At 70.1% G+C, this 26,376-nt stretch carries 22 protein-coding genes; 14 read left to right on the plus strand and 8 right to left on the minus strand.

Going from position 1 to position 26,376, the window contains the following annotated elements; translation table 11 throughout:
- Positions 1–205: 205 nt before the first annotated feature.
- The 12 genes from ngcE to ACIP89_RS17575 all read left to right on the plus strand — a co-directional run bounded on the left by ngcE (position 206) and on the right by ACIP89_RS17575 (position 14,597).
- Positions 206–1,648 (plus strand): N-acetylglucosamine/diacetylchitobiose ABC transporter substrate-binding protein, encoded by a 1,443-nt coding sequence (ngcE, locus tag ACIP89_RS17520; protein WP_401929330.1) that lies wholly within the window; start codon positions 206–208, stop codon positions 1,646–1,648.
- A gap of 50 nt (positions 1,649–1,698) precedes the next feature.
- Entirely contained in the window at positions 1,699–2,622 is a 924-nt protein-coding gene (locus ACIP89_RS17525; protein WP_363224031.1) for a sugar ABC transporter permease, read from the plus strand.
- 94 nt (positions 2,623–2,716) lie between these two features.
- Positions 2,717–3,634, plus strand: a complete 918-nt coding sequence (locus tag ACIP89_RS17530; RefSeq protein WP_024488628.1) for a carbohydrate ABC transporter permease — start codon at positions 2,717–2,719, stop codon at positions 3,632–3,634.
- Positions 3,635–3,847: 213 nt separating this feature from the next.
- Positions 3,848–5,047, plus strand: coding sequence for an ROK family protein (locus tag ACIP89_RS17535; protein WP_401929505.1), 1,200 nt, complete (start codon positions 3,848–3,850; stop codon positions 5,045–5,047).
- 123 nt (positions 5,048–5,170) lie between these two features.
- Positions 5,171–6,268, plus strand: a complete 1,098-nt coding sequence (locus tag ACIP89_RS17540) for a substrate-binding domain-containing protein (RefSeq protein ID WP_401929327.1) — start codon at positions 5,171–5,173, stop codon at positions 6,266–6,268.
- A gap of 223 nt (positions 6,269–6,491) precedes the next feature.
- Positions 6,492–7,286, plus strand: coding sequence for an ATP-binding cassette domain-containing protein (locus tag ACIP89_RS17545; protein ID WP_401929325.1), 795 nt, complete (start codon positions 6,492–6,494; stop codon positions 7,284–7,286).
- Positions 7,283–8,599: a sugar ABC transporter permease gene (locus tag ACIP89_RS17550; RefSeq protein WP_401929323.1), complete on the plus strand. Its 1,317-nt coding sequence runs from the start codon at positions 7,283–7,285 to the stop codon at positions 8,597–8,599. Before ACIP89_RS17545 ends, ACIP89_RS17550 begins: the two co-directional genes overlap by 4 nt.
- 127 nt (positions 8,600–8,726) lie before the next feature.
- Complete coding sequence (locus tag ACIP89_RS17555; protein WP_073734871.1) at positions 8,727–9,065, plus strand: PadR family transcriptional regulator; 339 nt, start codon at positions 8,727–8,729, stop codon at positions 9,063–9,065.
- Positions 9,062–10,018 carry an HAAS signaling domain-containing protein gene (locus tag ACIP89_RS17560; RefSeq protein WP_402115563.1) on the plus strand — a complete coding sequence of 319 codons (957 nt, stop codon included), beginning with the start codon at positions 9,062–9,064 and terminating at the stop codon, positions 10,016–10,018. The genes ACIP89_RS17555 and ACIP89_RS17560 overlap by 4 nt, the downstream gene beginning before the upstream one ends.
- Before the next feature lie 201 nt (positions 10,019–10,219).
- Positions 10,220–12,199 (plus strand): 1-deoxy-D-xylulose-5-phosphate synthase, encoded by a 1,980-nt coding sequence (gene dxs, locus ACIP89_RS17565; protein WP_401929318.1) that lies wholly within the window; start codon positions 10,220–10,222, stop codon positions 12,197–12,199.
- Between the two features lie 158 nt (positions 12,200–12,357).
- Positions 12,358–13,872, plus strand: a complete 1,515-nt coding sequence (locus ACIP89_RS17570) for an amino acid permease (protein WP_401929316.1) — start codon at positions 12,358–12,360, stop codon at positions 13,870–13,872.
- Positions 13,869–14,597 carry an SDR family oxidoreductase gene (locus ACIP89_RS17575; RefSeq protein ID WP_401930802.1) on the plus strand — a complete coding sequence of 243 codons (729 nt, stop codon included), beginning with the start codon at positions 13,869–13,871 and terminating at the stop codon, positions 14,595–14,597. The genes ACIP89_RS17570 and ACIP89_RS17575 overlap by 4 nt, the downstream gene beginning before the upstream one ends.
- Positions 14,598–14,625: 28 nt before the next feature.
- Here ACIP89_RS17575 and ACIP89_RS17580 read toward each other — a convergent pair whose 3' ends face one another.
- Entirely contained in the window at positions 14,626–15,717 is a 1,092-nt protein-coding gene (locus ACIP89_RS17580; protein ID WP_402115565.1) for an LCP family protein, read from the minus strand.
- Between the two features lie 206 nt (positions 15,718–15,923).
- On the opposite strand from ACIP89_RS17580, the gene ACIP89_RS17585 reads away from it, so the two are divergent.
- Entirely contained in the window at positions 15,924–17,003 is a 1,080-nt protein-coding gene (locus tag ACIP89_RS17585; RefSeq protein ID WP_401930807.1) for a hypothetical protein, read from the plus strand.
- Between the two features lie 83 nt (positions 17,004–17,086).
- On the opposite strand, the gene ACIP89_RS17590 is transcribed toward ACIP89_RS17585, so the two are convergent.
- From ACIP89_RS17590 to ACIP89_RS17620, 7 genes are all read right to left on the minus strand, one after another.
- Positions 17,087–17,647 carry a TetR/AcrR family transcriptional regulator gene (locus ACIP89_RS17590; protein ID WP_401930809.1) on the minus strand — a complete coding sequence of 187 codons (561 nt, stop codon included), beginning with the start codon at positions 17,645–17,647 and terminating at the stop codon, positions 17,087–17,089.
- Positions 17,640–18,476: an alpha/beta fold hydrolase gene (locus ACIP89_RS17595; protein WP_402115567.1), complete on the minus strand. Its 837-nt coding sequence runs from the start codon at positions 18,474–18,476 to the stop codon at positions 17,640–17,642. The genes ACIP89_RS17590 and ACIP89_RS17595 overlap by 8 nt, the downstream gene beginning before the upstream one ends.
- Before the next feature lie 151 nt (positions 18,477–18,627).
- Positions 18,628–20,757 carry a 3-hydroxyacyl-CoA dehydrogenase NAD-binding domain-containing protein gene (locus ACIP89_RS17600; protein ID WP_402115569.1) on the minus strand — a complete coding sequence of 710 codons (2,130 nt, stop codon included), beginning with the start codon at positions 20,755–20,757 and terminating at the stop codon, positions 18,628–18,630.
- Positions 20,754–21,980, minus strand: coding sequence for a thiolase family protein (locus tag ACIP89_RS17605; protein WP_401929304.1), 1,227 nt, complete (start codon positions 21,978–21,980; stop codon positions 20,754–20,756). The genes ACIP89_RS17600 and ACIP89_RS17605 overlap by 4 nt, the downstream gene beginning before the upstream one ends.
- Positions 21,981–22,221: 241 nt before the next feature.
- Positions 22,222–23,496, minus strand: a complete 1,275-nt coding sequence (locus ACIP89_RS17610) for an HRDC domain-containing protein (protein WP_401929302.1) — start codon at positions 23,494–23,496, stop codon at positions 22,222–22,224.
- A 115-nt stretch (positions 23,497–23,611) separates the two neighbouring features.
- A complete protein-coding gene (locus tag ACIP89_RS17615) occupies positions 23,612–24,274 on the minus strand; it encodes a response regulator transcription factor (protein WP_024488613.1) in 663 nt (220 codons plus the stop codon).
- Positions 24,275–24,537: 263 nt separating this feature from the next.
- On the minus strand, positions 24,538–25,197 hold the full coding sequence (locus ACIP89_RS17620) for a DUF3000 domain-containing protein (RefSeq protein WP_401929301.1): 660 nt from the start codon (positions 25,195–25,197) through the stop codon (positions 24,538–24,540).
- A 92-nt stretch (positions 25,198–25,289) separates the two neighbouring features.
- On the opposite strand from ACIP89_RS17620, the gene hemE reads away from it, so the two are divergent.
- Positions 25,290–26,363, plus strand: a complete 1,074-nt coding sequence (gene hemE, locus ACIP89_RS17625; RefSeq protein ID WP_401929299.1) for a uroporphyrinogen decarboxylase — start codon at positions 25,290–25,292, stop codon at positions 26,361–26,363.
- The last annotated feature ends 13 nt before the right edge of the window (positions 26,364–26,376 follow it).

Raw genomic sequence — 26,376 nt, forward strand, 5'->3', positions numbered from 1 at the left:
GGGGGACAACGGGGTCCGGGCAACTCGACGCGCCACAGGTGCGTCGGCTGGCCCCTCCCCCTACACCCCCCACTGCAATGGCTAGCCTGCAACTGCAACACCCAAGCGCAACTGACCGCGGTGGCGGGGCCCTTCGCCTGAGGCGAATATCGATGGGCGACCGGTACAACACCGCCTGAGTCCTGGAGAAGGCGAGGACTTGAGCATGGCATCCACCTCCGCCCGCAAGAATGAGGGCCTTGGCCGTCGCGACGTGATCAAGCGGTCTGCCGCACTCGGTCTGATCACCGTTCCGACAATGAGCTTCCTGTCGGCGTGTGCGAGTAGCGACAGCAGCGACGACGACACGGTCAAGAAGGGCAAGACCAGCGCGAAGAACCCGCTGGGCGTCAATGACACGGCCGGTCTCGACGTGGTCATCTTCAACGGCGGCTTCGGCGAGCAGTACGCCATCGACGCCGAGAAGGAGTACACCAAGGCGTTCCCCAAGGCGAAGGTCAAGCACACCGCGACGCAGAAGATCCAGTCGCAGCTGCAGCCGCGCTTCAACGGCGGCACCCCGCCGGACCTGATCGACAACTCGGGCGCCGAGCAGATGGACATGGGTGTCCTCGTCGGCAAGAAGCAGCTGCTCGACCTGACGCCGCTGATGGACGCGCCGTCCTTCGACGACCCGAGCAAGAAGGTCCGCGACACCCTGCGGCCGGGCGTGCTGGAGATGGGCCAGTTCGACGGCGATCCGGTCTGGATCATGTATTACGCGTACACCGTGTACGGCGTCTGGTACTCGCAGACCGCGCTCGAGGGTCTGGATGCCCAGTACCCCGAGAACTGGGACGACATGCTCGCCCTGTGCGCGAAGGCGAAGAAGAAGGGCATCGCCGGCTGGACGTACGCCGGTAAGTACCCCTACTACCTCCCGTTCTCGCTCTACCCGTTCATCGCCAAGATCGGCGGCCGGGAGGTTCTCGACAAGATCGACAACCTGGAGCCGAACGCCTGGAAGGACCCGGCCGTCAAGGCCGCGTTCGAGGCGTACTACGAGCTGCAGCAGAAGGGGTACATCCTCAAGGGCACCGCGGGCCTGACCCACATCCAGTCGCAGACCGAGTGGACCAAGGGCAGGGCGCTCTTCCTCCCGAACGGTTCGTGGGTGGAGAACGAGGCGGCGCCGACCACGCCGAAGGACTTCAAGATGATGGTCGCGGCGCCGTCCGGACTGGACTCGTCCGACAAGCTGCCCTTTGGCACCATCTGGGCGTCCGGCGGCGAGCCGTTCATCATCCCGGCGAAGGCGAAGAACCCCGAGGGCGGCATGGAGCAGCTGCGCATCATGCTCTCCGAGGCGTCCTCGAAGAACTTCACCAAGCAGGTCAAGTCGCTGAGCGCCTTCAACGGCGGCACCGACGGACTGACCCTGTCCACGGCCATGCAGTCCGGCGTCGACGCGCTGAAGAAGGCCGGCGACAACGTGGTGAACCCGCGTATGCAGGACTGGTACGTGAAGCTCCAGAAGGAGCAGATCGGTGCGGGCCTCGGCGAGATGATGGCCGGGCGTCTGACGCCCGCCGAAGCCATCAAGAAGATCCAGGCCTACGCGGACGCCGCGGCCAAGGACCAGTCCATCAAGCACTACAAGCACCAGTGAGTAACCGTCACCAGCGGCGGCACCCGCGGAAAGATCGGGGTCGGTAAACGATGCAGCACGGCAAGTACCGCTTCATTGTGGGGTTCCTGGTAGTCCCACTGGTGTTGTACGCGGTCTTCGTCATCTGGCCGTTCATCCAGGCCATCTACTATTCGTTCACGGACTGGACCGGTCTGAGCCCCGACTTCAAGATGGTCGGCTTCGACAACTACACCAGGATGCTGAAGGACGACATCTTCTGGAAGTCCTTGCAGCACAGCCTCCTGCTCGTGCTGCTGCTGCCGCTGGTGACGCTGGGCCTCGCGCTCTTCTTCGCCTTCATGCTCAATGTCGGAGGCCGGCGGCGCAAGAACGCCGCGGTCTCCGGCGTGCGGGGTTCGGGTTTCTACAAGATCGCCTACTTCTTCCCGCAGGTGCTGTCGATCGTCATCGTCGCCCTGCTGTTCCAGTTCGCGTTCAACCCGCGCAGTGGAATGCTGAATTCGGCGCTCAAGGGAGTCGGGCTCGGGTCCATTCAGCCGGACTGGCTGGGTGACCCGAGCCTGGCGCTCATCTGCGTCATGTCGGTGCTGATCTGGTCGACGGTCGGATTCTTCGTCGTCCTCTTCTCCGCCGGAATGGCGTCCATTCCGAAGGACTTCTACGAGGCGGCGCTCCTGGACGGGGCCAGCCGCGTCACGACGTTCTTCCGGATCACCCTGCCGCTGCTCTGGGACACCGTGCAGTCGGGCTGGGTCTACATGGGCATCCTGGCCCTCGGGGTCGAGGCGTTCACAGCCGTACAGGTCATGACCGTGGGCCCCGGCGGCCCCGACTACTCGACCACCGTCCTGCCGCTGTACGTCTACCAGACGGCGTTCCGTGACGGCCAGGCCGGATACGCGACGACGATCGGCGTCGGACTGCTCATCATCACCATGGCGTTCGCCGCCATCGTGATGCGACTGGGCCGGCGCGAGCGGCTGGAGTTCTGATGCCGCGCTCCCCGGGGCGCGGTGCCCGGACCCCCAGCAGGCAAGACAGCCCGGCCGCGGCGGCCGGCTCGACAGTAGTACGAGGTGAGCACACGTGAAGGCCACTGACACCCCTCCCGTGGATAAGGTGACGGAACCGGCCCCCGTGTCCAAGGCGCCCGCACCGGCCGGCAAGGCGAAGAGCAGCGAGGGCAAGGTCCTCAACGTCTTCTCGCACGGCGTGCTGGTCATCTGGGCGATCCTGGTGGTCATGCCGCTGCTCTGGGCGATCATGGCCTCGTTCAAGACGGATGACTCGATCCTGTCGACGCCATGGGCGCTGCCGGACAAGCTTCACTTCGAGAACTGGTCGCGTGCCTGGGGTCAAGCGCACATGAGCGATTACTTCCTGAACACCATTCTGGTGGTGGGCGGTTCGCTCATCGGGACCCTGCTGCTCGGCTCGATGGCGGCGTACGTACTGGCGCGGTTCGAGTTTCCCGGCAACCGCTTCATCTACTACATGTTCATCGGCGGGATGAGCTTCCCGATCATCCTGGCGCTGGTCCCGCTGTTCTTCGTCATGAACAACATGGGCCTGCTGAACACGCGGCACGGGCTGATCATGGTCTACATCGCGTACTCGCTGCCGTTCACCGTCTTCTTCCTCACCTCGTTCTTCCGCTCGTTGCCGAGTTCGGTGGCGGAGGCGGCGATGCTCGACGGTGCTTCGCACACCCGGACGTTCTTCCAGGTGATGCTGCCGATGGCGAAGCCCGGCCTGATCAGCGTCGGTATCTTCAACTTCCTCGGCCAGTGGAACCAGTACCTGCTGCCCACCGTGCTGAACACCGATCCGAAGTACCGGGTGCTCTCCCAGGGCCTGGTCGAACTCGCCAACGGGCAGGGCTACAAGGGCGACTGGTCCGGGCTCTTCGCCGGACTGGTGATGGCGATGCTGCCGGTCCTCGCGGCCTACATCATCTTCCAGCGCCAGGTGGTGGCGGGCCTCACCGCGGGAGCGGTGAAGTAACTCCTCGAACGCTCGCACCGAACGACCGAACCGCCCGCCGGCATCCTCGCCGGCGGGCGGTTCGTCTGTTTACGGGGGAGTTAGCAGGGGTCGACGTGCGAGGGTCCGGTGCTCATCGGAGGCTTCGACTGCTCAAGGTCTTGACGGGGAGTACCCCAAAACGCTCAGCTTAGAGTTCACATGTTGGAGAAAATGGCAGGAGTGAGAGAGTCGATGGAGACTCCGGGGTCGCAGACATCTCTGCATCGCGCCAACCTTGAGCGGGTCGTGCGCGCCGTACGTATGGCGGGGTCACTCACCCAGGCGGAGATCGCCAGGAGCACGGGCCTCTCCGCGGCCACCGTCTCCAATATCGTTCGCGAACTGAAAGAGGGCGGCACGGTCGAGGTGACCCCCACCTCTGCGGGCGGCCGCCGCGCCCGCAGCGTCTCCCTCAGCGGTGACGCGGGCATCGTCATCGGCGTCGACTTCGGCCATACGCACCTGCGGGTGGCGGTCGGCAACCTGGCCCACCAGGTGCTGGCGGAGGAGTCCGAGCCGCTGGACGTGGACGCCTCCTCCGCCGAGGGCTTCGGGCGGGCGGAACAGCTGGTCAACCGGCTGATCGAGACGACCGGGATCAGCCCCGGCAAGGTGATCGGGGTCGGCCTCGGTGTACCCGGCCCGATCGACGTCGAGTCCGGCACACTGGGCTCCACGTCGATCCTGCCGGGCTGGACGGGCATCAACCCCAGGGAAGAGCTGGCCGGACGCCTCGGGGTGCCGGTCTACGTCGACAACGACGCCAACCTCGGGGCGCTGGGGGAGCTGGTCTGGGGGAGCGGCCGGGGGGTCAGCGACCTCGCGTACATCAAGGTCGCCAGCGGTGTCGGCGCCGGTCTGGTGATCGACGGGCACATCTACCGGGGACCCGGCGGCACGGCCGGCGAGATCGGCCACATCACCCTCGACGAATCGGGCCCGGTCTGCCGCTGCGGCAACCGGGGATGCCTGGAGACGTTCACGGCCGCCCGGTACGTGCTGCCGCTGCTCCAGCCCAGCCACGGTCCCGATCTCACCATGGAGCGGGTGGTCCAGCTGGCCCGTGAGGGCGATCCGGGGTGCCGCCGGGTGATCGGTGACGTGGGGCGGCACATCGGCAGCGGGGTGGCGAACCTCTGCAACCTGCTGAACCCCAGCCGGGTGGTGCTCGGCGGCTCGCTCGCGGAGGCCGGCGAGCTGGTCCTCGGGCCGATCCGCGACTCGGTCGCGCGCTACTCCATCCCCAGCGCGGCGCGGCAGCTGTCGGTGCTCCCCGGGGCGCTCGGCGGCCGGGCCGAAGTACTGGGCGCGCTCGCCCTCGTCCTGAGCGAGATGGGGGATTCAACCCTTTTGGAGAGCACCCTCCCCGCGGCGACTCCTGCCTTCACTTAGATAACGAATGGCACCGTTGTCATCTCGTTAAGGATTTACTCCTTGACGCTGGCCTCGCGGCCGAGTTGACTTCCAGCCACCTCGGCCGCAACGCTGCGGCCTCGTCAGGGAGGCACACCCGTAATGAACGCAATGACGCGACGCATCGTCATAGGCACGGCCGCGGTTTCCATGGCCGTCTCCCTCGCAGCCTGTGGCAAGGCGGGCGACGACAAGGACAGCGGCAGCGGTGGTGACAGCAAGACCATCGGCCTGCTGCTGCCGGAGAACAAGACCACGCGCTACGAGACCTTCGACCGCCCGATGATCGAGGCGAAGATCAAGGCGCTCTGCTCGGACTGCGACGTCAAGTACAACAACGCCGGCGGCGACGCCGAGACGCAGAAGAAGCAGTTCGACTCGCTGGTCACCCAGGGCGTCAAGGTCATCATCCTGGACACGGTCGACTACAAGGCCGTGAAGTCCTGGGTCCAGCAGGCCGAGAAGAAGGGCGTGAAGGTCGTCGCGTACGACCGTCTCGCCGAGGGCCCGATCTCCGCGTACATCAGCTACGACAACGAGAAGATCGGCCGCCTCCAGGGCGAGGCGCTCGTCAAGGCGCTGGGCGACAAGGCGAAGAGCAGCAACGTCGTCATGATCAACGGCTCGCCGCTCGACCCGAACGCCCCCTTCTTCAAGAAGGGCGCGCACAGCGTCCTGGACACCCAGGTCAAGAAGGTCGTCTACGAGCAGGACATCCCGGACTGGTCGCCGGACGAGGCGAACAAGAAGATGGGTGCCGCCCTCGACTCGCTCGGCAAGAACGGCTTCCAGGGCGTCTACTCGGCGAACGACGGCATGGCCGGCGGCATCATCACCGCCCTCAAGAAGCAGGGTGTGAAGGTCCCGGTCGGCGGCCAGGACTCCGAGCTCGCCGGTCTGCAGCGCATCCTCACGGGTGAGCAGTCCTTCTCGATCTACAAGCAGATCAAGCCGCAGGCCGACACCACCGCCGGTATCGCGGTGAAGCTCCTCAAGGGCGAGAAGTTCGACGACCTGGTCAACACCAAGGTCGACAGCCTCTCGGGCGAGTTCAAGGGCATCCCGTCGCGGCTGTACGACGCCACGGTCGTGACCAAGGAGAACATCGGCTCCACGATCGTCGCGGACAAGGTCTACAAGGCCTCCGACATCTGCACCCCCGAGTACAAGAAGGCGTGCGACGCCGCCGGCATCAAGTAGCACCGGCGGGCAAGCCCTCGGGGCGCCCCTTGCCAGTCCGGCCCCCGCCCCGTCAACGCCCCGCAAAGCGGGGGCGGGGCCGGACTCTCCCACCGGATCCGGTCGTCGGACTGCCGCCGCCCCAGGCCCCACGGCCACCAGGCGACGACGGTGGTCCGACGGCCCGAACCGGCACCCCCCTGTGCAATGCAGCACCATCCCCGCCGGTCAGGCGGCGAAGGAGATGATTCACGTGTCCGCTACGCCCGTGCTGGCGTTGCGCGGAATCTCCAAGCGGTTCGGCGCCGTTCAGGCGCTCACCGATGTGAACCTGGAGATTCACCCCGGCGAAGTGGTTGCCCTGGTCGGCGACAACGGCGCCGGCAAGTCAACCCTTGTCAAGACCATCTCGGGTGTCCACCCGATCGACGAAGGCGCCATCGAGTGGGAGGGCGGGACGGTCCGGATCAACCGGCCGAACGACGCCCAGGACCTCGGAATCGCCACCGTCTACCAGGACTTGGCCCTCTGCGACAACCTCGATGTCGTCGCCAACCTCTTCCTCGGCAACGAGCTGCGCAGCGTCTCCGTCCTCGACGAGATCGGGATGGAGAAGCGCGCCAAGGAACTCCTGGACACCCTGTCCATCCGGATACCCAGCGTCCGCATCCCGGTCGCCTCGCTCTCCGGTGGCCAGCGCCAGGTCGTGGCCATCGCCCGCGCCCTGATCGGCGACCCCAAGGTCGTCATCCTGGACGAGCCGACCGCCGCACTCGGCGTCGAGCAGACCGCCCAGGTCCTCGACCTCGTCGAGCGGCTGCGCGAGCGAGGCCACGGCGTCATCCTCATCAGCCACAACATGGCCGACGTGAACGCCGTCGCGGACCGGGTCGCGGTGCTCCGGCTGGGCCGCAACAACGGCGTCTTCGACGTCGCGACCACGTCCCACGAAGAGGTCATCGCCGCCATCACCGGCGCCACGGACAATGCCGTCACGCGCCGCCAGGCACGCACAGTCACGAAGGAGGACGCAAAGTGAGCGACCTCGCCAAGACCCCCGGGCCTTCCGCCGAGAAGACCGAGAAGGCCGGGCCGGGCGCCGCGGTGCCGGCCCAGGCGACCGTCCCCGCGGTGGACCCGCGCCTGCTCATCCGCGAGGAGGGCTTCAAGGGCTACTGGTCGGAGTTCACCCGCAAGGTGCGCGGCGGTGAGCTCGGCTCGCTGCCGGTCTTCGTCGGGCTGATCGTCATCGCGATCGTCTTCCAGTTCCAGAACAGCAACTTCCTCTCCGCCAGCTCCGTCGCCAACATCGCTGTGTACAGCTCCGGCCTCGGCATCATGGCGGTCGGCATCGTGTTCGTGCTGCTGCTCGGCGAGATCGACCTCTCGGTCGGCTCCGTGGCCGGTGTCGGTGCGGCCACCTGGGCCGTGCTCAACGTCAACCACGGCTGGCCGGAGTGGCTGGCGATCCTCACCGCCGTCCTCGCCGGGACCGCGCTGGGCGCCCTGCACGGCTTCTTCTTCGCGAAGATCGGGGTGCCGGCCTTCGTCGTCACCCTGGCCGGCTTCCTCGGCTGGAGCGGTCTGCAGGACTGGATGATGGGTGGCGAGGGCTCGATCAACACGCCGTCCGGCAGTGTCGTCGAGGACCTCACCAACTACTTCTTCGAGGACAAGGGCGTCGGCTACGGCCTCGCCCTGGTCGCCGTGATCGCGTACGCCGCGTCCCTCCTGGTGGACAGCAAGCGCCGCAAGGCGGCGAACCTGCCCGCCCGTCCGGTCACCGAGATCGTGCTCCGCACCGCCGTCGTCGCCGTCCTGTGCTTCGTCGTCGCGTACGTCCTGAACGAGCCGGAGGGCGCCCGCGGTCTGCCGCTGGCCCTGGTGCTCTTCCTCGCCGTCCTGGTGATCGCGGACTTCGTGGCCCGCCGGACCACCTTCGGCCGCCAGGTCTTCGCGGTCGGCGGCAACGCGGAGGCCGCGCGCCGCGCCGGTATCAGCGTGGACCGCATCCGCATCATCGTCTTCGCGCTCTCCGGCACGCTCGGCGCCTTCGGCGGGCTCTTCATCGCCAGCCTCTCCGGCGGCGCCACCAAGAGCGTCGGCGGCGGCAACACCCTGATGCTGGTGATCGCGGCCGCGGTCATCGGCGGCACCAGCCTCTTCGGTGGCCGGGGCAAGGTCTGGTCCGCGCTCCTCGGCATGGTCGTCATCCAGTCGATCCAGCAGGGCCTGAACATGATCGGCATGGCCAACGCCGTGCAGTACATGATCACCGGCGCGGTTCTCCTCGCCGCCGTGGTCATCGACTCGGTCTCCCGCCGCACGCAGAAGACCGCGGGCCGCGCCTAGTACCGCAGCCCGCACCGCCGACCGTGCCCGGCGCCCCTTCGGGGGGCGCCGGGCACGGTCGCGTTCCGGCACGGGACGGCCGCCCTCACGGTGACATTAGTGTGCGGTGCACAGTATCGTGTCACGCGTGGGCACCGATGAACTGATCCTCAGCCAGGCCCAGGAGCTGCGCCGCGGCACGGTCGTGCTGGCCTGCCTGGCGCTCCTGGAGGAACCGCAGTACGGCTACGCGCTCCTGGAGACGCTCGGGGACGCCGGGATCGCGGTCGACGGCAACACGCTCTACCCGCTGCTGCGCCGCCTGGAGAAGCAGGGGCTGCTCGTCAGCGAGTGGAACACCGAGCAGTCCCGGCCGCGGAAGTTCTACCGGATCAGCGCCGAGGGGGCGCGGGTCCGCACCGGGCTGCTGCGCGAGTGGCAGGCCCTGGACGCCTCGATAGCACGGCTGACCAAGGGGGACCGATGAGAACGCTGAGTGCGCCCGGCACCGGCACGCTGACCGACCGCTATGTGGCGGAGGTCGTCCGGCGCATCCCGGCCGGCCGCCGCGGCGACGTGGCCGAGGAGCTGTCCGCCACCATCGCCGACGCCGTCGAGGCCCGGGATCCGGACGACCCGGCGGCCGCCGAACGCGAGGTACTCACCGAGATGGGCGACCCGATCCGGCTCGCCGCCGGCTACGCGGACCGGCCGCTCACCCTGATCGGGCCCGAGCTCTACCCGGCGTACGTGCGGCTCCTCACGGTGCTGCTGCTCGCCGTGCTGCCGGCCGTCACCGCGCTGGGCGCGGTCCTCGACGTCCTGGACGGACGGGGAGCCGCCTCGGTGATCGGCGGGGCCGCCGGGACGGTGCTCTCCCTCGGCGCCCAGATGACCGCCTGGCTCACCGTGGTCTTCGCGCTGGCCGAGCGGTCCGGCAAGCGACCCGGCGCACCCGGCAGGGCGGTCTGGACGCCCGACGAACTGCCGGAGTCCCGTGCGCCGGGCAGCCGCGGCTCGGTGGCCTACGCCGGGACCGCCTGGCACGCGCTGCTGATCGCCCTGATCGTGTGGCAGCACACCGCGCGGCCGTACCGGACCGACGAGGGCGTGCACCTCGACGTGCTCGACCCGGGCCTGTGGTCGGGCTGGATCTGGCCGGTCCTGGCCGGGCTCGCCGGACTCGTGGCGCTCGACGCGATCCGGGCGGTGCGCGCTCCGACGCGGGCCCTCGCCCTGTGGCACATCGCCGCGGAGGCGGCGTTCACGCTGCCGCTCGCGTGGATCCTGTACCGGCGGGAGTTCTTCGACCCGGCCTTCCTGGCGGACGCCAACGGCGGCCGGCACACCCCGGACTCCTTCTACACCGTCGCGGTCCTGCTGGTCCTGGTGGCGGGCGTGCGCGGGGTGATGCGGCGGCTCGCGGAGGCGCGGGCCTGAATCCGCGGCGTCGTTCCCGTCACAGTGCCTGCCCGGAACCATTCGCGCGGCGCCCCGAACGCACAGGTGGGGCCGGTGCGCCCGGCCTCGGCGGGCGGGGCCGGTGGGTCGGCACACGCCCGCCCGATGTCCGTGGCGGCGAACGGAACATTAGACTCATCGGATCGGCATGCTCGACCAGCACAATCGCAAGGAGGCACGGTGACACAGCCGCGCGAAGCGCGTCATGCACGGGCGGTGGTGGGCGACGGATGGGATCTGCTGGCCAGCATCGGCGGACCGCGTGACCTGGACCGGCTCACCCCCGAGCAGCTGGAGCAGCTCGCCGAAGAGATCCGGACCTTCCTCGTCGACGCCGTCTCCAAGACCGGCGGACACCTCGGACCCAACCTGGGCGTGGTCGAGCTGACCATCGCCCTGCACCGGGTCTTCGACTCCCCGAAGGACAAGGTCCTCTTCGACACCGGCCACCAGAGCTACGTACACAAGCTCCTCACCGGCCGCCAGGACTTCACGAAGCTCAAGAGCAAGGGCGGCCTCTCCGGCTACCCCTCGCGCGCCGAGTCCGAGCACGACGTCATCGAGAACAGCCACGCCTCCACGGTGCTCGGCTGGGCCGACGGCCTCGCCAAGGCCAACGAGGTGCTGAGCCGTCCCGACCACGTCGTCGCGGTCATCGGTGACGGGGCGCTCACCGGCGGCATGGCCTGGGAGGCGCTGAACAACATCGCCGCCGCCAAGGACCGCCCGCTCGTCATCGTCGTCAACGACAACGAGCGCTCCTACGCGCCGACGATCGGCGGCCTCGCCAACCACCTGGCGACCCTGCGCACCACCGACGGCTACGAACGCTTCCTGGCCCGCGGCAAGGACCTCCTGGAGCGCACCCCCGTCGTCGGCAGGCCGCTGTACGAGACGCTGCACGGCGCCAAGAAGGGCCTCAAGGACTTCATCGCCCCGCAGGGCATGTTCGAGGACCTCGGGCTGAAGTACGTCGGCCCGATCGACGGACACGACCTGGAGGCACTGGAGTCCGCGCTCCAGCGCGCCAAGCGCTTCGGCGGCCCGGTCATCGTCCACTGCCTCACCGAGAAGGGCCGCGGCTACACCCCGGCGCTGCTGGACGAGGCCGACCGCTTCCACGCCGTCGGCAAGATCCACCCCGACACCGGGCTGCCCGTCGCCACCTCCGGCCTCGACTGGACCTCCGTGTTCGGCGAGGAGATGGTCAAGCTCGGCCACGAGCGCGAGGACATCGTCGCGATCACCGCGGCCATGCTCCAGCCGGTCGGCCTGACCAAGTTCGAGAAGGCCTTCCCGGACCGGATCTACGACGTCGGCATCGCCGAGCAGCACGGCGCGGTCTCCGCGGCCGGCCTCGCCACCGGCGGACTGCACCCGGTCTTCGCGGTCTACGCCACCTTCCTCAACCGCGCCTTCGACCAGGTCCTGATGGACGTCGCCCTGCACAAGTGCGGCGTGACCTTCGTCCTGGACCGGGCCGGGGTCACCGGCACGGACGGCGCCTCGCACAACGGCATGTGGGACATGTCGATCCTGCAGTGCGTGCCGACCCTCCGGATCGCCGCCCCGCGCGACGCCGACCAGGTCCGCGCCCAGCTGCGCGAGGCCGTCGCGGTCGACGACGCCCCGACGGTCGTCCGCTTCTCCAAGGGCGCGGTCGGCCCGTCGGTCAAGGCGGTCTCCACGGCCGGCGGCATGGACGTGCTCCGCGAGCCCGGCACCTCCCGGCCCGACGTCCTGCTCGTCTCCATCGGCGCGCTCGCCCCGATGTGCCTGGAGATCGCGGACCTGCTCGACGCCCAGGGCATCTCGACCACGGTCGTCGACCCGCGCTGGGTGAAGCCCGTGGACGAGGCCATGGCGCCGCTCGCCGCGCGGCACCGCGTCGTCGTCACCGTCGAGGACAACAGCCGGGCCGGCGGCGTCGGCTCGGCCGTCGCCCAGGCGCTGCGCGACGCGGACGTCGACGTACCGCTGCGCGACTTCGGCATCCCGCCGGTCTTCCTCGACCACGCCTCCCGCAAGGAGGTCATGGCCGAGATCGGGCTGACCGCACCGGACATCGCCCGGCAGGTCACCGGTCTGGTCGCCAAGCTCGACGGCCGCTACGAGACGGACGCGGAGAGCCGCTCCGTGGCGGAGCCCGTCCGGGACTGATCCGCAAGGCCACACCGCCAATGGGCCGGTCGCCCACCCTCCACGGGTGGCCCGACCGGCCCATTCGCGTGAAATCCCGCCCTGCGGGGCGTGCCGGAGGCGGGCCGGTCCGAATCTCCGAATCATGGCACCCACGACGAGTGCGTGGAGGTACGCCGGTGAGCACGCAGCAGGACCTGCCCCCCAGCCGGGACGGGCTGTTCAGGACCAAGACGATCGAACAGTCCATCCGCGACACCGAGGAGCCGGAGCACGCCCTCAAGAAGTCCCTCTCCGCCCTGGACCTCACGGTCTTCGGGGTGGGCGTCATCATCGGCACCGGGATCTTCGTCCTCACCGGCAAGGTGGCCAAGGAGACGGCCGGTCCGGCCACCGCCATCGCGTTCGTGGTCGCGGGCGTCGTCTGCGCCCTGGCCGCCCTCTGCTACGCGGAATTCGCCTCCACCGTCCCGGTGGCCGGGTCCGCGTACACCTTCTCCTACGCCTCGCTCGGGGAGCTGGTCGCCTGGATCATCGGCTGGGACCTGGTGCTGGAGTTCGCGCTGGGCACGGCGGTGGTGGCGGTCGGCTGGTCCGGTTACGTCCGCTCACTGCTGGACAACATCGGCTGGTCGCTGCCGAACGCGCTCTCCGGGACCGACGCGACGAAAGGATTCGGCTTCGACATCCTCGCGTTCGTCCTGGTCCTGATCCTCACCGTCATCCTGGTGCTGGGCATGAAGCTCTCCGCCCGGGTCACCACCGTCGTGGTGGCGATCAAGGTGGCCGTCGTACTGATCGTGATCATCGCGGGCCTCTTCTTCATCGACACCGCGAACTACTCGCCGTTCATCCCCGAGGCCCAGCCGCAGTCCGCCGGCTCGGGCCTGCAGGCGCCGCTCGTCCAGCTGATCTTCGGGTACGCGCCCACCAACTTCGGCGTCATGGGCATCTTCACCGCGGCCTCCGTCGTCTTCTTCGCCTTCATCGGCTTCGACGTGGTGGCCACGGCCGCCGAGGAGACCAAGGTCCCGCAGCGAGACATGCCGCGCGGCATCATGGCCTCCCTCCTCATCTGCACCACGCTCTACGTCGCCGTATCGGTCGTGGTCACCGGAATGGAGCACTACACCGAACTCTCCGTGGACGCCCCGCTGGCCGACGCCTTCAAGGCAGTCGGGCACCCCGTCTACGCCGGGATCATCAGCTTCGGCGCCGCCGTCGGCCTCACCGTGGTCTGCATGATCCTGCTGCTCGGCCAGACCCGGGTGTTCTTCGCGATGAGCCGTGACGGCCTCCTCCCGCGCTTCTTCTCGAAGACCCACCCGCGCTTCCACACCCCGTACCGCCCGACCATCCTGCTCGGCGTGATCATCGCGATCGTCGCCGGATTCACCAGCATCGACGAGCTCGCCACACTGGTGAACATCGGGACGCTCTTCGCCTTCGTGGTCGTCGCCCTGGGCGTCCTGGTCCTGCGCCGCACCCGCCCCGGGCTGCACCGCGCCTTCCGCACCCCGTGGGTCCCGCTGATCCCGGTGCTCTCGGTGGCCGCGTCCGTCTGGCTGATGCTCAACCTGCCGGCCGAGACCTGGCTGCGGTTCGGCATCTGGATGGTCATCGGCGTCGTCATCTACCTCACCTACGGCCGCAAGCACAGCCGGGTCCACCGCACCACGAAGGGAATGTCATGAAGTTCGCGGTCCTCGGAGGTACCGGGCTCATCGGGGCACAGGTCGTCAGGAACCTGAACGACGCCGGATACGAGGCGCTCCCGCACTCGAAGTCCACCGGTGTCGACGTCATCAGCGGCGAGGGACTCGACGCGGCGACGGCGGGGGCCGACGTCGTCATCGACCTGACGAACTCGCCGACGTTCGACGAAGCCGCACCGGAGTTCTTCCGCACGTCGACGGGCAACCTGCTGGCCGCGGCCCGGAAGGCCGGCGCCGGCCACGTCGTCGTCCTCTCGATCGTCGGCGTGGACAAGGTGCCCGAACTCGACTACTACCGGGCCAAGGTGCTCCAGGAGGAGCTCCTGGCGGCGGGACCGGTCCCGTACTCGATCGTCCGGGCCACGCAGTTCATGGAGTTCATCGACGCCGTGCTGTCCTGGACCACCGACGGCGACACGGTACGGCTGCCGGCCACGCCGATCCAGCCGATCGCCGCCGCCGACGTGGCGGAGGCGGTCACCCGGATCGCCGAGGGCGCGCCGCTGAACGGCATCCACACCATCGCGGGACCCGAGGTCTTCACCCTGGACGAGCTGGGCCGCCGGACGCTGTCCGGCCGGGGCGACAACCGCAGGGTCGTGACCGACCCCACCGCAGGCATGTTCGCCGCCGTCCAGGGAGACGCCCTCACAGACCCGGGCGCGCACCTCGCGCCGACCCGCTACGCCGACTGGCTCTCCTGACGTATCGCGCCCGCGCGATGACGGGTGATCAGCCGCCGGTGGCGGGCGACTTCCTGGCGGACGCGGGGATGGCGGAGTCCTCGCGCAGCGCCTTCCAGACCGTCCTGGCCTGCGGCTGAGCCGCCACCACGCGGTTGGGGTCGATCCTGTCGTACGCCACCGGCAGCATGATCGTCTCCATCGAGCCCGGGTCGACGCCTTTCATCGAACGGGCGAACGTCATCAGCGACTTGAGCGAGGCGAGACCCTCGTCGGTGGTGAGGGACTTGGTGGCGGAGTCGGCGATCCGGTAGGTGCCGGCCGGACTGCCCAGCAGGTTCTGCGACTTGACCTCGCTGAGCAGGGCGAGCAGGAACTGCTGCTGGAGTCCGATGCGGCCGAGGTCGCTGCCGTCACCGATGCCGTGGCGGGTGCGGACGTAGGAGAGGGACTCGGTTCCGTTGAGCTTGTGTGACCCGGCGGTGAGGTCGAGTCCGGAGGCCTTGTCGTGGATATCCTGGGGAACATCGACGGTGACGCCGCCTATGGCGTCGACGAGGTCCTTGAATCCGGCGAAGTTGATCTCCAGATAGTGGTCGATGCGGACCCCGGACATCTTCTCCACGGTCTTGACCACGCAGGCCGGACCGACCTGGGAGTAGACGGAGTTGAACATCACGCGGTTCGCGGAGTCCATGGTCGAGCCGTCGGACCTGACGCACTCGGGCCGGGTCACCAGGGTGTCGCGCGGGATGGACACGGCGACGGCCCTGCTGCGGCCCTCGGGGATGTGCACGACCATCGCGGTGTCGGAGCGCGCGCCGCTGACGCCGCCCCCGCCGCCCAGCGCCTTGTTCTCCGCCCCGGCGCGCGAGTCGGAGCCGAGCACCAGCAGATTCTGCCCGCTGGTGGGGAGCCTCTCGGGGCGGTCGTCCCCGAGCGCCCTGTCGATGTCGACGCCCTTGATGTTCCCGTCGAGCCGGCTGTAGAGCCAGTACGCTGTCCCGCCCGCGGCGATGACGATCACCAGGACCGACAGCAGGAGCGCCCGGCGTATTCGCCGGCCGCGCGTCCGCTCGCGCCCGCGACGGCGATTCTCCGGGGAACCCGGGCTGTCAGGTGTGCTGGCGTCCTGGCTCATTCTGAATGAGTCCTCACAACTGGTGTGCGCACGGGGCCCACAGCGGGATTGTGACGGCCCCTGGCACGTACCGGGGCCTGTTCCGGCCGCGAATCGTACGCTGGTGAGCCCCGGAATACCCCTGCTTACCGGGGTTTAGGATGTAACAGATTCGAATATGGGCGCGAGTTGTCGGATGTCAGTTCTGGAAAGGTAAACGCAGAATCATGCTCGGACAGGATGCCCGCGCGACCTCGAAGGTTGCTCCCGGGGCCCCAGCGCTACGCGGCATCTGGCTCACCCGCGGCAAGGACGGCAGGCTCACCGCGTACGTCGCCGGTGACGGCGGTCTGCGCCGCTGGTCGGAGACGCGTCCGGGCGGCCCGCAGTGGGACGCCCCGGATGTGGTGCGGCTGCCGAGACTGACGCATCTGTCCGTGGCGCAGAACTCCCAGGGCTACGTGCACTTCGCCGGCCGCCGCGAACGGCCCGCCGCCTCGGGCGGCGTCACCGTGGACATCGTGCACGCGATCCAGTACCAGACGGGACGCCCGGTCTCGTCCTGGAACTCGCTGGGCAACCCGCACAAGGAAGCCGACGTGGGCAGCAGGTTCGGCGCGCCCGTCGTCGTGGTGAAGGCCTCCGGTGAGGTGCACGTCGCCGCCCGCAACGGGCGCGGCGGCATGATGGTGCGCCGGGAGCGCGCCGACGGGAAGTGGCGCGGCTGGGAGGACCTGCGCTGCACGCGCATCAAGGAGGTCCCCGCGGTGGTGGCGCTCGATTCCGGCTGTCTGGAGATCTTCGCCTCGACCGGCAAGGAGACGCTCCACTGGCGGCAGGAGAAGCCCGGCGGCGGCTGGGGCGAGGTCGAGCGTTCGGCCCTCGCGGTCAGCCCGGGGTCGCTCGCGGTGCTGGAGACGGCGCCCGGCCGCGCGACGTACTTCTGGACCGACCCCTCGGGCGGCGTCGTCGCCTACCGGGCCGACGGCGCGCCGATGGAGCTCGGCGGCACGCCCGGCGACGGGGGGCACGCCGTGATCCGCACGGAGCTGGACGGGCTCGACTGCACGGTGCTGGCCCACCGCGGGGCGAACGGCGCGGTGGCCGTCGGGGTCGGGGTCACCGAGAACGAGGACGGCGGCGTGTGGTGGTCGGACACCGGCGCGGCCTGCCTGGGCACTCCGGCCCTGACGCACGACGCGCTCGGCCGGGTGGTCATGGCGGCCGTCGGCACGGACGGGGCGCCGCGGGTGGCACGTCAGACGGAGGGACCGGGGCTCGGCTTCGACGAATGGCGTGCGCTGTGAACGCCGTCCGGTGACACCGGAGGACGGCGCGGCCGGCCGCACGCCGGACCAGCGTGCCGGGCGGGGGCGTCGGCGTCCCCGGCTCAGGCCGGCGGGGCGGAGCGCGCCCCGGCGATCACGATGCGGACGAGCAGCTCGTAGCTCTCGTCCAGGCTCTCCGGCAGCCCGAACGCGCCACCGGTTTCCAGCACCGCGAAGCCGTGGACGGCCGCGCGCAGACAGCGGGTCATGTGGATCGCCGCCGAATCCGTCAGGCCGTACGAGCGCAGCGCGGCGAGGATGATGCCGAGCAGCCGCTCCCCGGCTTCGGCCGAACCCGGCTCCGGGGTCTGGAGCATCGCCGCGTAGCGGTGCGGGTGGCGGCGCGCGTAGCCGCGCCAGGCATCCATGAACGCGCGGATCGCCTCGTCGGCCGAGCGGCCGAGCACGGCCTGTCCCGCGGCGTCCGCCATGTCGTTCATGATCCGCGTCGAGACGAGGACGCGGAGTTCGGCGAGTCCGCGTACGTGCTTGTAGAGGGAAGGGGTGGCGACGCCCGCCCGGCCCGCCACCGCCGACAGGGTGAGGGCGGCGGCGCCCTTCTCGTCCACCGTCTCCAGTGCGAGGGCGACGACCGCGTCCGCGGACAGGGCCGCCCTAGGCACGCGCGGTCTCCTTGAGGAAGGCCAGCACCGCGGTGGCGACCTCGGCGGGGGCCTGGACTTGGGGGTAGTGGCCCACTCCCTCGATCATCTCCAGCCGCCCGAGCCCCGCGGGCAGGCCGGCCACGACGCCCTCGCCCTCGGCCCTGGGGTCCGGCCAGTCGGGGTCCAGCGTGCCCTCGACGACCAGGACGGGGCAGCGCACTCCGGCCAGCTTGGCGTCCGCGTCGGTGGGCGCGGACATGCCCATCTTGCTGACCACCGCCATCCGGCCCGGCCTGCGCAGGTCCGCCTCCAGGGCGGCGATGTGGGCCGCGTACCCCTCGGGCCTGGTGCCGGGGCAGGCGTGGTCCAGGTAGCGCTTCCACATCCCGACGCTGCGCAGCAGGCCCGTCGCCATGAGCAGTGACATGCCCTTGCGGTAGCGGGCGTTGGACAGCAGCGCGCCCAGGTCGGCCTTCTGCGCGCGGGTGAACGGGCCGAGCTCGACGACCGCGCCGACGAGGTCCGGCTCGTCGGCCGCCGCGATGGTGGCGGCGCCGCCCGCGAAGGAGTGGCCCACGATGACGGCGGGGCCGCCCAGATGCCGGATCAGGGCCAGCAGGTCCGCCGCCGCGTCGGTGCGGGTGTAGGAGCTCCAGCCGGCAGTGGACTCGCCGTGCCCGCGCTGGTCCATGGCGGCGACCCGGAAGCCGGCCGCCGCCAGCAGGGCCGCCAGCTCGCGGTAGGCGCCTCTGTTGTCACCCATGCCGTGGGCGAGCACGATCAGCGCGCCCTCACCGGTCACCTCGTACGCGAGCCGGCCGCCGTCGATGTCCAGGAACTCGGTCATGCCCACTCCCGTTGTTAATGTCGTTAGCCATGAAGCTAATATCATTAGCCTGAGGTGTCAACCGGCCGCACGCGGAAGGGCCGTACGGGAGATGTCCCGTACGGCCCTTCCGCTGCTGCGGCCGGCCCCTCGTGAGGCCCGGCCGGGTGAACTACGCCGGTACGCTCGCCACGCCCCGCGCCAGGAACTTCTTCCCGTTGACCCGCTCGGAGACGCCCTCGCGGTCCAGGTACGGCGTGATGCCGCCCAGGTGGAAGGGCCAGCCCGCGCCGGTGATCAGGCAGAGGTCGATGTCCTGGGCCTCGGCGACGACGCCCTCGTCCAGCATCAGGCCGATCTCCTGTGCCACCGCGTCCAGGACGCGGTCGCGGACCTGCTCCTCGGACAGGACGGTGTCGCCCTGCGTGAGGAGGGCGGCGACCTCGGGGTCGAGGACCGGCGCGCCGGAATCGTAGACGTAGAAGCCGCGCTTGCCGGCCTTCACGACCGCCGCGAGGTTCCGCGAGACGGTGAAGCGCTCCGGGAAGGCGCGGTTCAGCGTCTCGGAGACGTGCAGCCCGATCGCCGGGCCGACCAGCTCCAGGAGCACCAGCGGGGACATCGGCAGGCCGAGCGGCTCGATGGCCTTCTCCGCGACCTCGACCGGGGTGCCCTCGTCGATGACGTTCTGGATCTCGCCCATGAAGCGGGTGAGGATGCGGTTGACGACGAACGCCGGGGCGTCCTTCACCAGGACCGCGGTCTTCTTCAGCTTGCGCGCCACACCGAAGGCCGTGGCCAGCGAGGCGTCGTCGGTCTGCTCACCGCGGACGATCTCCAGCAGCGGCAGGACCGCGACCGGGTTGAAGAAGTGGAAGCCGACGACCCGCTCGGGGTTCTTCAGCTTCGACGCCATCTCGGTGACCGAGAGGGAGGAGGTGTTGGTGGCGAGGATCGCGTGCGCCGGGGCGACCGCCTCGACCTCCGCGAACACCTGCTGCTTGACGCCGATCTCCTCGAAGACCGCCTCGATGATGAAGTCGGCGTCGGAGAAGCCCTCCGCCTTGTCCAGCACACCGGAGACCAGGGCCTTGAGGCGGTTGGCCTTGTCCTGGTTGATGCGGCCCTTGCCGAGCAGCTTCTCGATCTCGGCGTGGACGTAGCCCACCCCCTTGTCGACGCGCGCCTGGTCGATGTCGGTCAGCACGACCGGCACCTCCAGCCGGCGCAGGAACAGCAGGGCGAGCTGGGAGGCCATCAGGCCCGCGCCCACCACGCCGACCTTGGTGACCGGACGGGCCAGGTTCTTGTCCGGGGCACCGGCCGGGCGCTTGGCGCGCTTCTGGACCAGGTTGAACGAGTAGATGCCGGAGCGCAGCTCGCCGCCCATGATCAGGTCCGCGAGGGCCTGGTCCTCGCGGTCGAAGCCGGCGGACAGGTCGCCGTCCTTGGCCGCGGCGATGATCTCCAGCGCGCGGTACGCGGCCGGGGCGGCGCCGTGCACCTTGGAGTCGGCGATGGCCTTGCCGCGTGCGACGGCCTGGTCCCAGGCGTCCCCGCGGTCGATCTCGGGGCGCTCCACCGCGACCGTGCCGTTCAGCACCTCCGCCGTCCAGAGCAGCGACTGCTCCAGGAAGTCGGCGCCCTCGAAGAGCGCGTCCGCGATCCCGAGCTCGAAGACCTGCTTGCCCTTGAGCTGACGGTTCTGGTTGAGCGAGTTCTCGATGATCACCGAGACCGCGCGGTCCGCGCCGATCAGGTTGGGGAGCAGTGCGCAGCCGCCCCAGCCGGGGACCAGACCGAGGAAGACCTCGGGCAGCGAGAACGCGGGCAGCGCCTTGGAGACGGTGCGGTACGAGCAGTGCAGCCCGACCTCGACACCGCCGCCCATGGCCGCGCCGTTGTAGTACGCGAACGTCGGGACCGCGAGCCCGGAGAGCCGGCGGAAGACGTCGTGGCCGCCCTTGCCGATGGCGAGCGCGTCGTGGTGCTCCTTCAGCAGCTCAACGCCCTTGAGGTCGGCGCCGACCGCGAAGATGAACGGCTTGCCGGTGATGCCGATGCCGGTGACCGTGCCCTCGGCGGCCTCCTTCTCGACCTGGTCGATCGCGGCGTTCAGGTTCGCCAGCGACTGCGGTCCGAAGGTGGTCGGCTTGGTGTGGTCCAGGCCGTTGTCCAGGGTGATGAGGGCGAAGTTGCCCGCACCGCCCGGGAGGTCCAGGTGGCGTACGTGCGCCTGGGTGACGACCTCGCCGGGGAACAGCTCGGCCGCACCCTTCAGAAGCTCGGTGGTGGAACTCACTTGCTGCCTCCGGCTGCGTCGAAGTGCGGGTTCTCCCAGACGACCGTGGCGCCCATGCCGAAGCCGACGCACATGGTGGTCAGGCCGTAGCGGACCTCCGGCTGCTCCTCGAACTGGCGGGCCAGCTGGGTCATCAGCCGGACACCGGAGGAGGCCAGCGGGTGGCCGTAGGCGATGGCGCCGCCGTACTGGTTGACGCGGGCGTCGTCGTCGGCGATGCCGTAGTGCTCCAGGAAGGCGAGCACCTGTACGGCGAACGCCTCGTTGATCTCGAAGAGACCGATGTCCGAGATGGACAGGCCCGCCTTGGCGAGGGCCTTCTCCGTGGCCGGGATCGGGCCGTAGCCCATGACCTCCGGTTCGACGCCCGCGAAGGCGTAGGAGACCAGCCGCATCTTCACCGGGAGGCCCAGCTCGCGGGCGACGTCCTCGGCGGCGAGCAGCGAGGCGGTGGCGCCGTCGTTGAGCCCCGCGGCGTTACCGGCCGTCACGCGGCCGTGGGGACGGAACGGGGTCTTCAGGCCGGCCAGGGACTCCATCGTGGTGCCCGGACGCATCGGCTCGTCGGCGGTGACCAGGCCCCAGCCCGTCTCACCGGCCTCGGCGTTGGTGCGGCGCACGGAGACCGGCACCAGGTCCTGCTGGATGCTGCCGTTGGCGTACGCCTTGGCGGCCTTCTCCTGCGAGCGCACCGCGTACTCGTCGGCGCGCTGCTTGGTGATGGTGGGGTAGCGGTCGTGCAGGTTCTCCGCGGTCATCCCCATGAACAGGGCGGACTCGTCGACCAGCTTCTCCGAGACGAAGCGCGGGTTGGGGTCCACGCCCTCGCCCATCGGGTGGCGGCCCATGTGCTCGACGCCGCCGGCGACGACGACGTCGTACGCGCCGAAGGCGATGGAGCCGGCCGTCGAGGTGACAGCGGTGAGGGCGCCCGCACACATGCGGTCGATGGAGTAACCGGGGACGGACTGCGGCAGACCGGCCAGGATTCCGGCGGTGCGGCCGAGCGTGAGGCCCTGGTCGCCGATCTGCGTGGTCGCGGCGATGGCGACCTCGTCGATCTTGGCCGGGTCCAGGTCCGGGTTGCGGCGCAGCAGCTCCCGGATGGCCTTCACGACGAGATCGTCGGCGCGGGTCTCGTGGTAGATGCCCTTCGGGCCCGCTTTGCCGAACGGGGTGCGGACGCCGTCGACGAAGACGACGTCCCGGATGGTACGAGGCACGGTGGCTCTCCTCCAGGGTGCGGGATGGCACTGCTGCGGGGCACGCCCGGAGGCGCGCCGCCACCGCTCATGCTACTTGCGGGTAACCAGACTGCCCAGCCCTGGTGCCGGGAGCGGCGAAGGTCACACACGCGAAATGGCCCGGACGGCCCCTCAAATCGGGTCGTCCGGGCCATGGGGCACGGAGTGAGCGGCCGAAGGCCGCGCAACCTGGCGTGAATACGCCCCTGTCCGATGCCTCTCAGGCCTCCGGAGTCAGCGCGCTGAACAGCAGCGGGGCGACTTGTTCGATCTGCCAGTGCCGTGCGCCGTACCCCGCGAGTGCGTTCTCCACCGCGTCCGGGGTCGGATTCTTCGGCGGCTCCCAGCACACCCGGCGCACCGTGTCCGGCGTGATCAGGTTCTCCTGGGGCATGTGCAGCCGCTCCGCCAGCTCGGACACCGCGGCCCGCGCGGCGTGCAGGCGTGCGGCCGCGGCCGGGTCCTTGTCCGCCCAGGCGCGCGGCGGCGGCGGGCCCGTCAGCGGCTGGCCGGGCTGCGGGAGCTCCGTCTCGTGCAGCTCCTTGGCCCGCTCGACGGCGGCCTGCCACTGCTCCAGCTGCCGCCGCCCCATCCGGTGGCCGAAGCCGGGCAGTGCGGTGAGCGCCTGGACGTTGGCCGGGACCGCCAGTGCGGCCTCGATGATCGCGGCGTCCCCGAGCACCTTGCCGGGGGAGATGTCGCGGCGCCGGGCGACCTGGTCACGGGTGTTCCACAGCTCCCGGACCACCGCCATCTGGCGGCGGCGGCGGACCTTGTGCATGCCGGAGGTGCGGCGCCACGGGTCCTGGCGCGGGGGAGCGGGCGGGGCCGCGGCGATGGCGGCGAACTCCTCCTGGGCCCACTCCAGCTTGCCCTGCCGGTCGAGCTCCTCCTCCAGGGCGTCGCGCAGATCGATCAGCAGCTCGACGTCGAGCGCCGCGTAGCGCAGCCAGGGGTCGGGCAGCGGGCGGGTGGACCAGTCGACGGCGGAGTGGCCCTTCTCCAGCGAGTAGCCGAGCACGTTCTCGACCATCGCGCCGAGGCCGACGCGCGGGAAGCCCGCGAGCCGCCCGGCCAGCTCGGTGTCGAAGAGACCGGTCGGCGTCATCCCTATCTCGCGCAGACAGGGCAGGTCCTGGGTCGCCGCGTGCAGGATCCATTCCGCCCCGTGCAGCGCCTCGCCCAGCCCGGACAGGTCGGGGCAGCCGACCGGGTCGACGAGCGCGCTGCCCGCGCCCTCGCGGCGCAGCTGTACGAGATAGGCGCGCTGCCCGTAGCGGTAACCGGAGGCGCGCTCGGCGTCGACGGCCACCGGACCGGAGCCCGCGGCGAAGGCGGCGATCACCCCGGCCAGGGCGTCGTCGGAGGCCACCACCGGTGGAATGCCCTCGCGAGGTTCGAGCAAGGGGATCGGCGCCGGGGCGACGTCGTCCGGGGGGGCGCCCCCGGTGGTTCGCAGTGAAGTGTCTGCTGCGGTCTCTTGGGCGTCGGTCACGTGTCAAGGGTATCTGTGTATGCACGGCGCCCGCCGACGGAACGTTCCGTCGGCGGACGCCGATGCACGTAAACCAGCCGGATCCGCATCTCTGCACACCGGCGGGGGTGTCGATTCAGTGGATGATGCCCGTCCGCAGGGCCACGGCGACCATTCCTGCGCGGTCTCCGGTGCCGAGCTTGCGGGCGATTCGGGCGAGGTGGCTCTTGACGGTCAGGGCGGACAGGCCCATGGAGACGCCGATCGCCTTGTTGGACTGCCCCTCGGCGACGAGCCGGAGGACCTCCACCTCGCGACCGGACAGTTCGCGGTAGCCGCCCGGGTGGCTCGGGGTGCCGGGGGGCCGGCGGTGCATGCGGGCGGCATTGGCGCCGATGGGGGCGACGCCGGGACGGGTGGGGTGGCCGATGTTGGTACGGGTGCCGGTGACGACGTACCCCTTGACGCCGCCCGCGAGGGCGTTGCGCACCGCGCCGATGTCATCGGCGGCGGAGAGGGCGAGGCCGTTCGGCCAGCCGGCGGCTCGGGTTTCGGACAGCAGGGTCAGCCCGGAACCGTCGGGCAGGTGGACGTCGGCTACGCAGATGTCGCGCGGGTTGCCGACGCGGGGGCGGGCCTCCGCGATGGACGACGCCTCGATGACGTCACGTACTCCGAGTGCCCACAGATGGCGGGTGACGGTGGAACGGACGCGCGGGTCGGCCACGACGACCATGGCCGTCGGCTTGTTCGGGCGGTAGGCGACCAGGCTTGCGGGCTGCTCTAGGAGAACGGACACCAGGCCTCCTGGGGAGTGGCGGTACGGGGCGGCTCGGGGATGAAGCCGGGGCGAACCGTGCTTGAAGGGTCATTGACCTCTTCGGCACCGGAGGCCCGCTCCTTTAGAGGAAGATCACGATTTGGTGAGTAACAATTCGGGCAAATAGGACATGCGATCGATTGTACGAAAAGAGAGCCGGTGCCTGTGCGAGGTTTATGACGCAGTGTCACGGACTGCGGAGACGGCGCCCCGGGCCGGGTCCGGCCGTCTGCCTGCCCGTCCTACGAGACCTGCGGCCCGCGCCGCTGCGGCAGCGTCACCACCGCCGCGTCGGCCGGTCCCGACGGCGGCAGGCCGGCGATCTGGCACAGCAGGTCGCCCCACGCCATCAGGTGCGCCGCTGTGTCCGGCACCCCGCCGCGCCCCTCCCGGGGCGTCCAGGACGCCCGGATCTCGATCTGCGTCGCGGGACGCCGCGCCCCCAGAGCGCCGAAGTAGTGCGAACTCGCCCGGGTGACCGTGCCGCCCGCCTCCCCGTAGCTGAGGCCGCGCGCCTCCAGCGCCCCGGTCAGCCACGACCAGCACACCTCCGGCAACAGCGGATCGGAGGCCATCTCCGGCTCCAGCTCCGCGCGCACCAGCGTCACCAGCCGGAAGCTGCCCTGCCAGGCCTCGTGCCCGGCCGGATCGTGGAGCAGGACGAGCCGGCCGTCCGCGAGATCGTCCTCGCCGTCGACGACGGCCGCCTCCAGCGCGTACGCGTGCGGAGCCAGCCGCTTCGGCGGCCGCGTCGGCTCCACCTCCAGTTCCGGGCGGAGCCGCGCGGAGCGCAGCGCGTCCACCGCCGAGCGGAACGCGGGCGGGACGGAACCACCCTCCGCACTGTCCTTGCTGTCAGTGCCGTCGGATTGACCGGAGAAGTGTCCCTGAGCCGGAGCCATGCGGGGAAGAGTAGGCGGAACCGGAGCCTCGCGCAGGGAGGGACACCCATGCGGGGCCGGGCTCCTTCCGCATGCGTGCGAAGATTCTGTGCGTGAGTGCCAACGATCGCCCTTCGGGCCAGCAGACGAAGACCTCCGCCGCCCACGAGTCGGCGTTCCTCAAGGCGTGCCGCCGCGAGCCCGTACCGCACACGCCGGTCTGGTTCATGCGCCAGGCGGGACGGTCGCTGCCCGAGTACCTGAAGGTGCGCGAAGGCATCCCGATGCTCGACTCCTGCACGATGCCGGAGCTCGCCGCCGAGATCACGATGCAGCCCGTCCGCCGCCACAAGGTCGACGCCGCGGTCTACTTCAGCGACATCGTCGTCCCCCTCAAGGCGATCGGCATCGACCTCGACATCAAGCCCGGCGTCGGACCGGTGATCGCCGAGCCGATCCGTTCGCGGGCCGACCTGGCCCGGCTGCGCGATCTCACCCCCGAGGACGTCTGGTACGTCACCGAGGCCATCGGCCTGCTCACCGCGGAGCTGGGGGCCACCCCGCTGATCGGCTTCGCGGGCGCCCCCTTCACCCTCGCCAGCTACCTCGTGGAGGGCGGCCCGTCCCGCAACCACGAGCACACCAAGGCCCTGATGTACGGGGACCCGGAGCTCTGGGCCGATCTGCTCGACCGCCTCGCCGAGATCACCGGAGCCTTCCTCAAGGTCCAGATCGAGGCCGGCGCCTCCGCCGTGCAGCTCTTCGACTCCTGGGTGGGCGCGCTGGCCCCCGCCGACTACCGCCGCTCGGTGCTGCCCGCCTCCGCGAAGGTCCTCGACGCCGTCGCCCCGTACGGCGTGCCGCGCATCCACTTCGGCGTCGGCACCGGTGAACTGCTCGGCCTCATGGGCGAGGCCGGCGCGGACGTCGTCGGCGTCGACTGGCGGGTCCCGCTGGACGAGGCCGCGCGCCGCGTCGGCCCCGGCAAGGCGCTCCAGGGCAACCTCGACCCCTCCGTGCTCTTCGCGCCGACCGAGGCGGTGGAGGCCAAGACCCGGGAGGTGCTGGACGCGGCCGCCGGTCTGGAGGGCCACATCTTCAACCTGGGCCACGGCGTGACGCCGAACATGGACCCGGACGCGCTGTCGCGGCTCGTCGAGTACGTCCACACGAGCACCGTCCGCTGAACCACCGGGGCCG

This window comes from Streptomyces sp. NPDC088730 (assembly GCF_044751215.1).
Classification (GTDB): Bacteria; Actinomycetota; Actinomycetes; order Streptomycetales; family Streptomycetaceae; genus Streptomyces.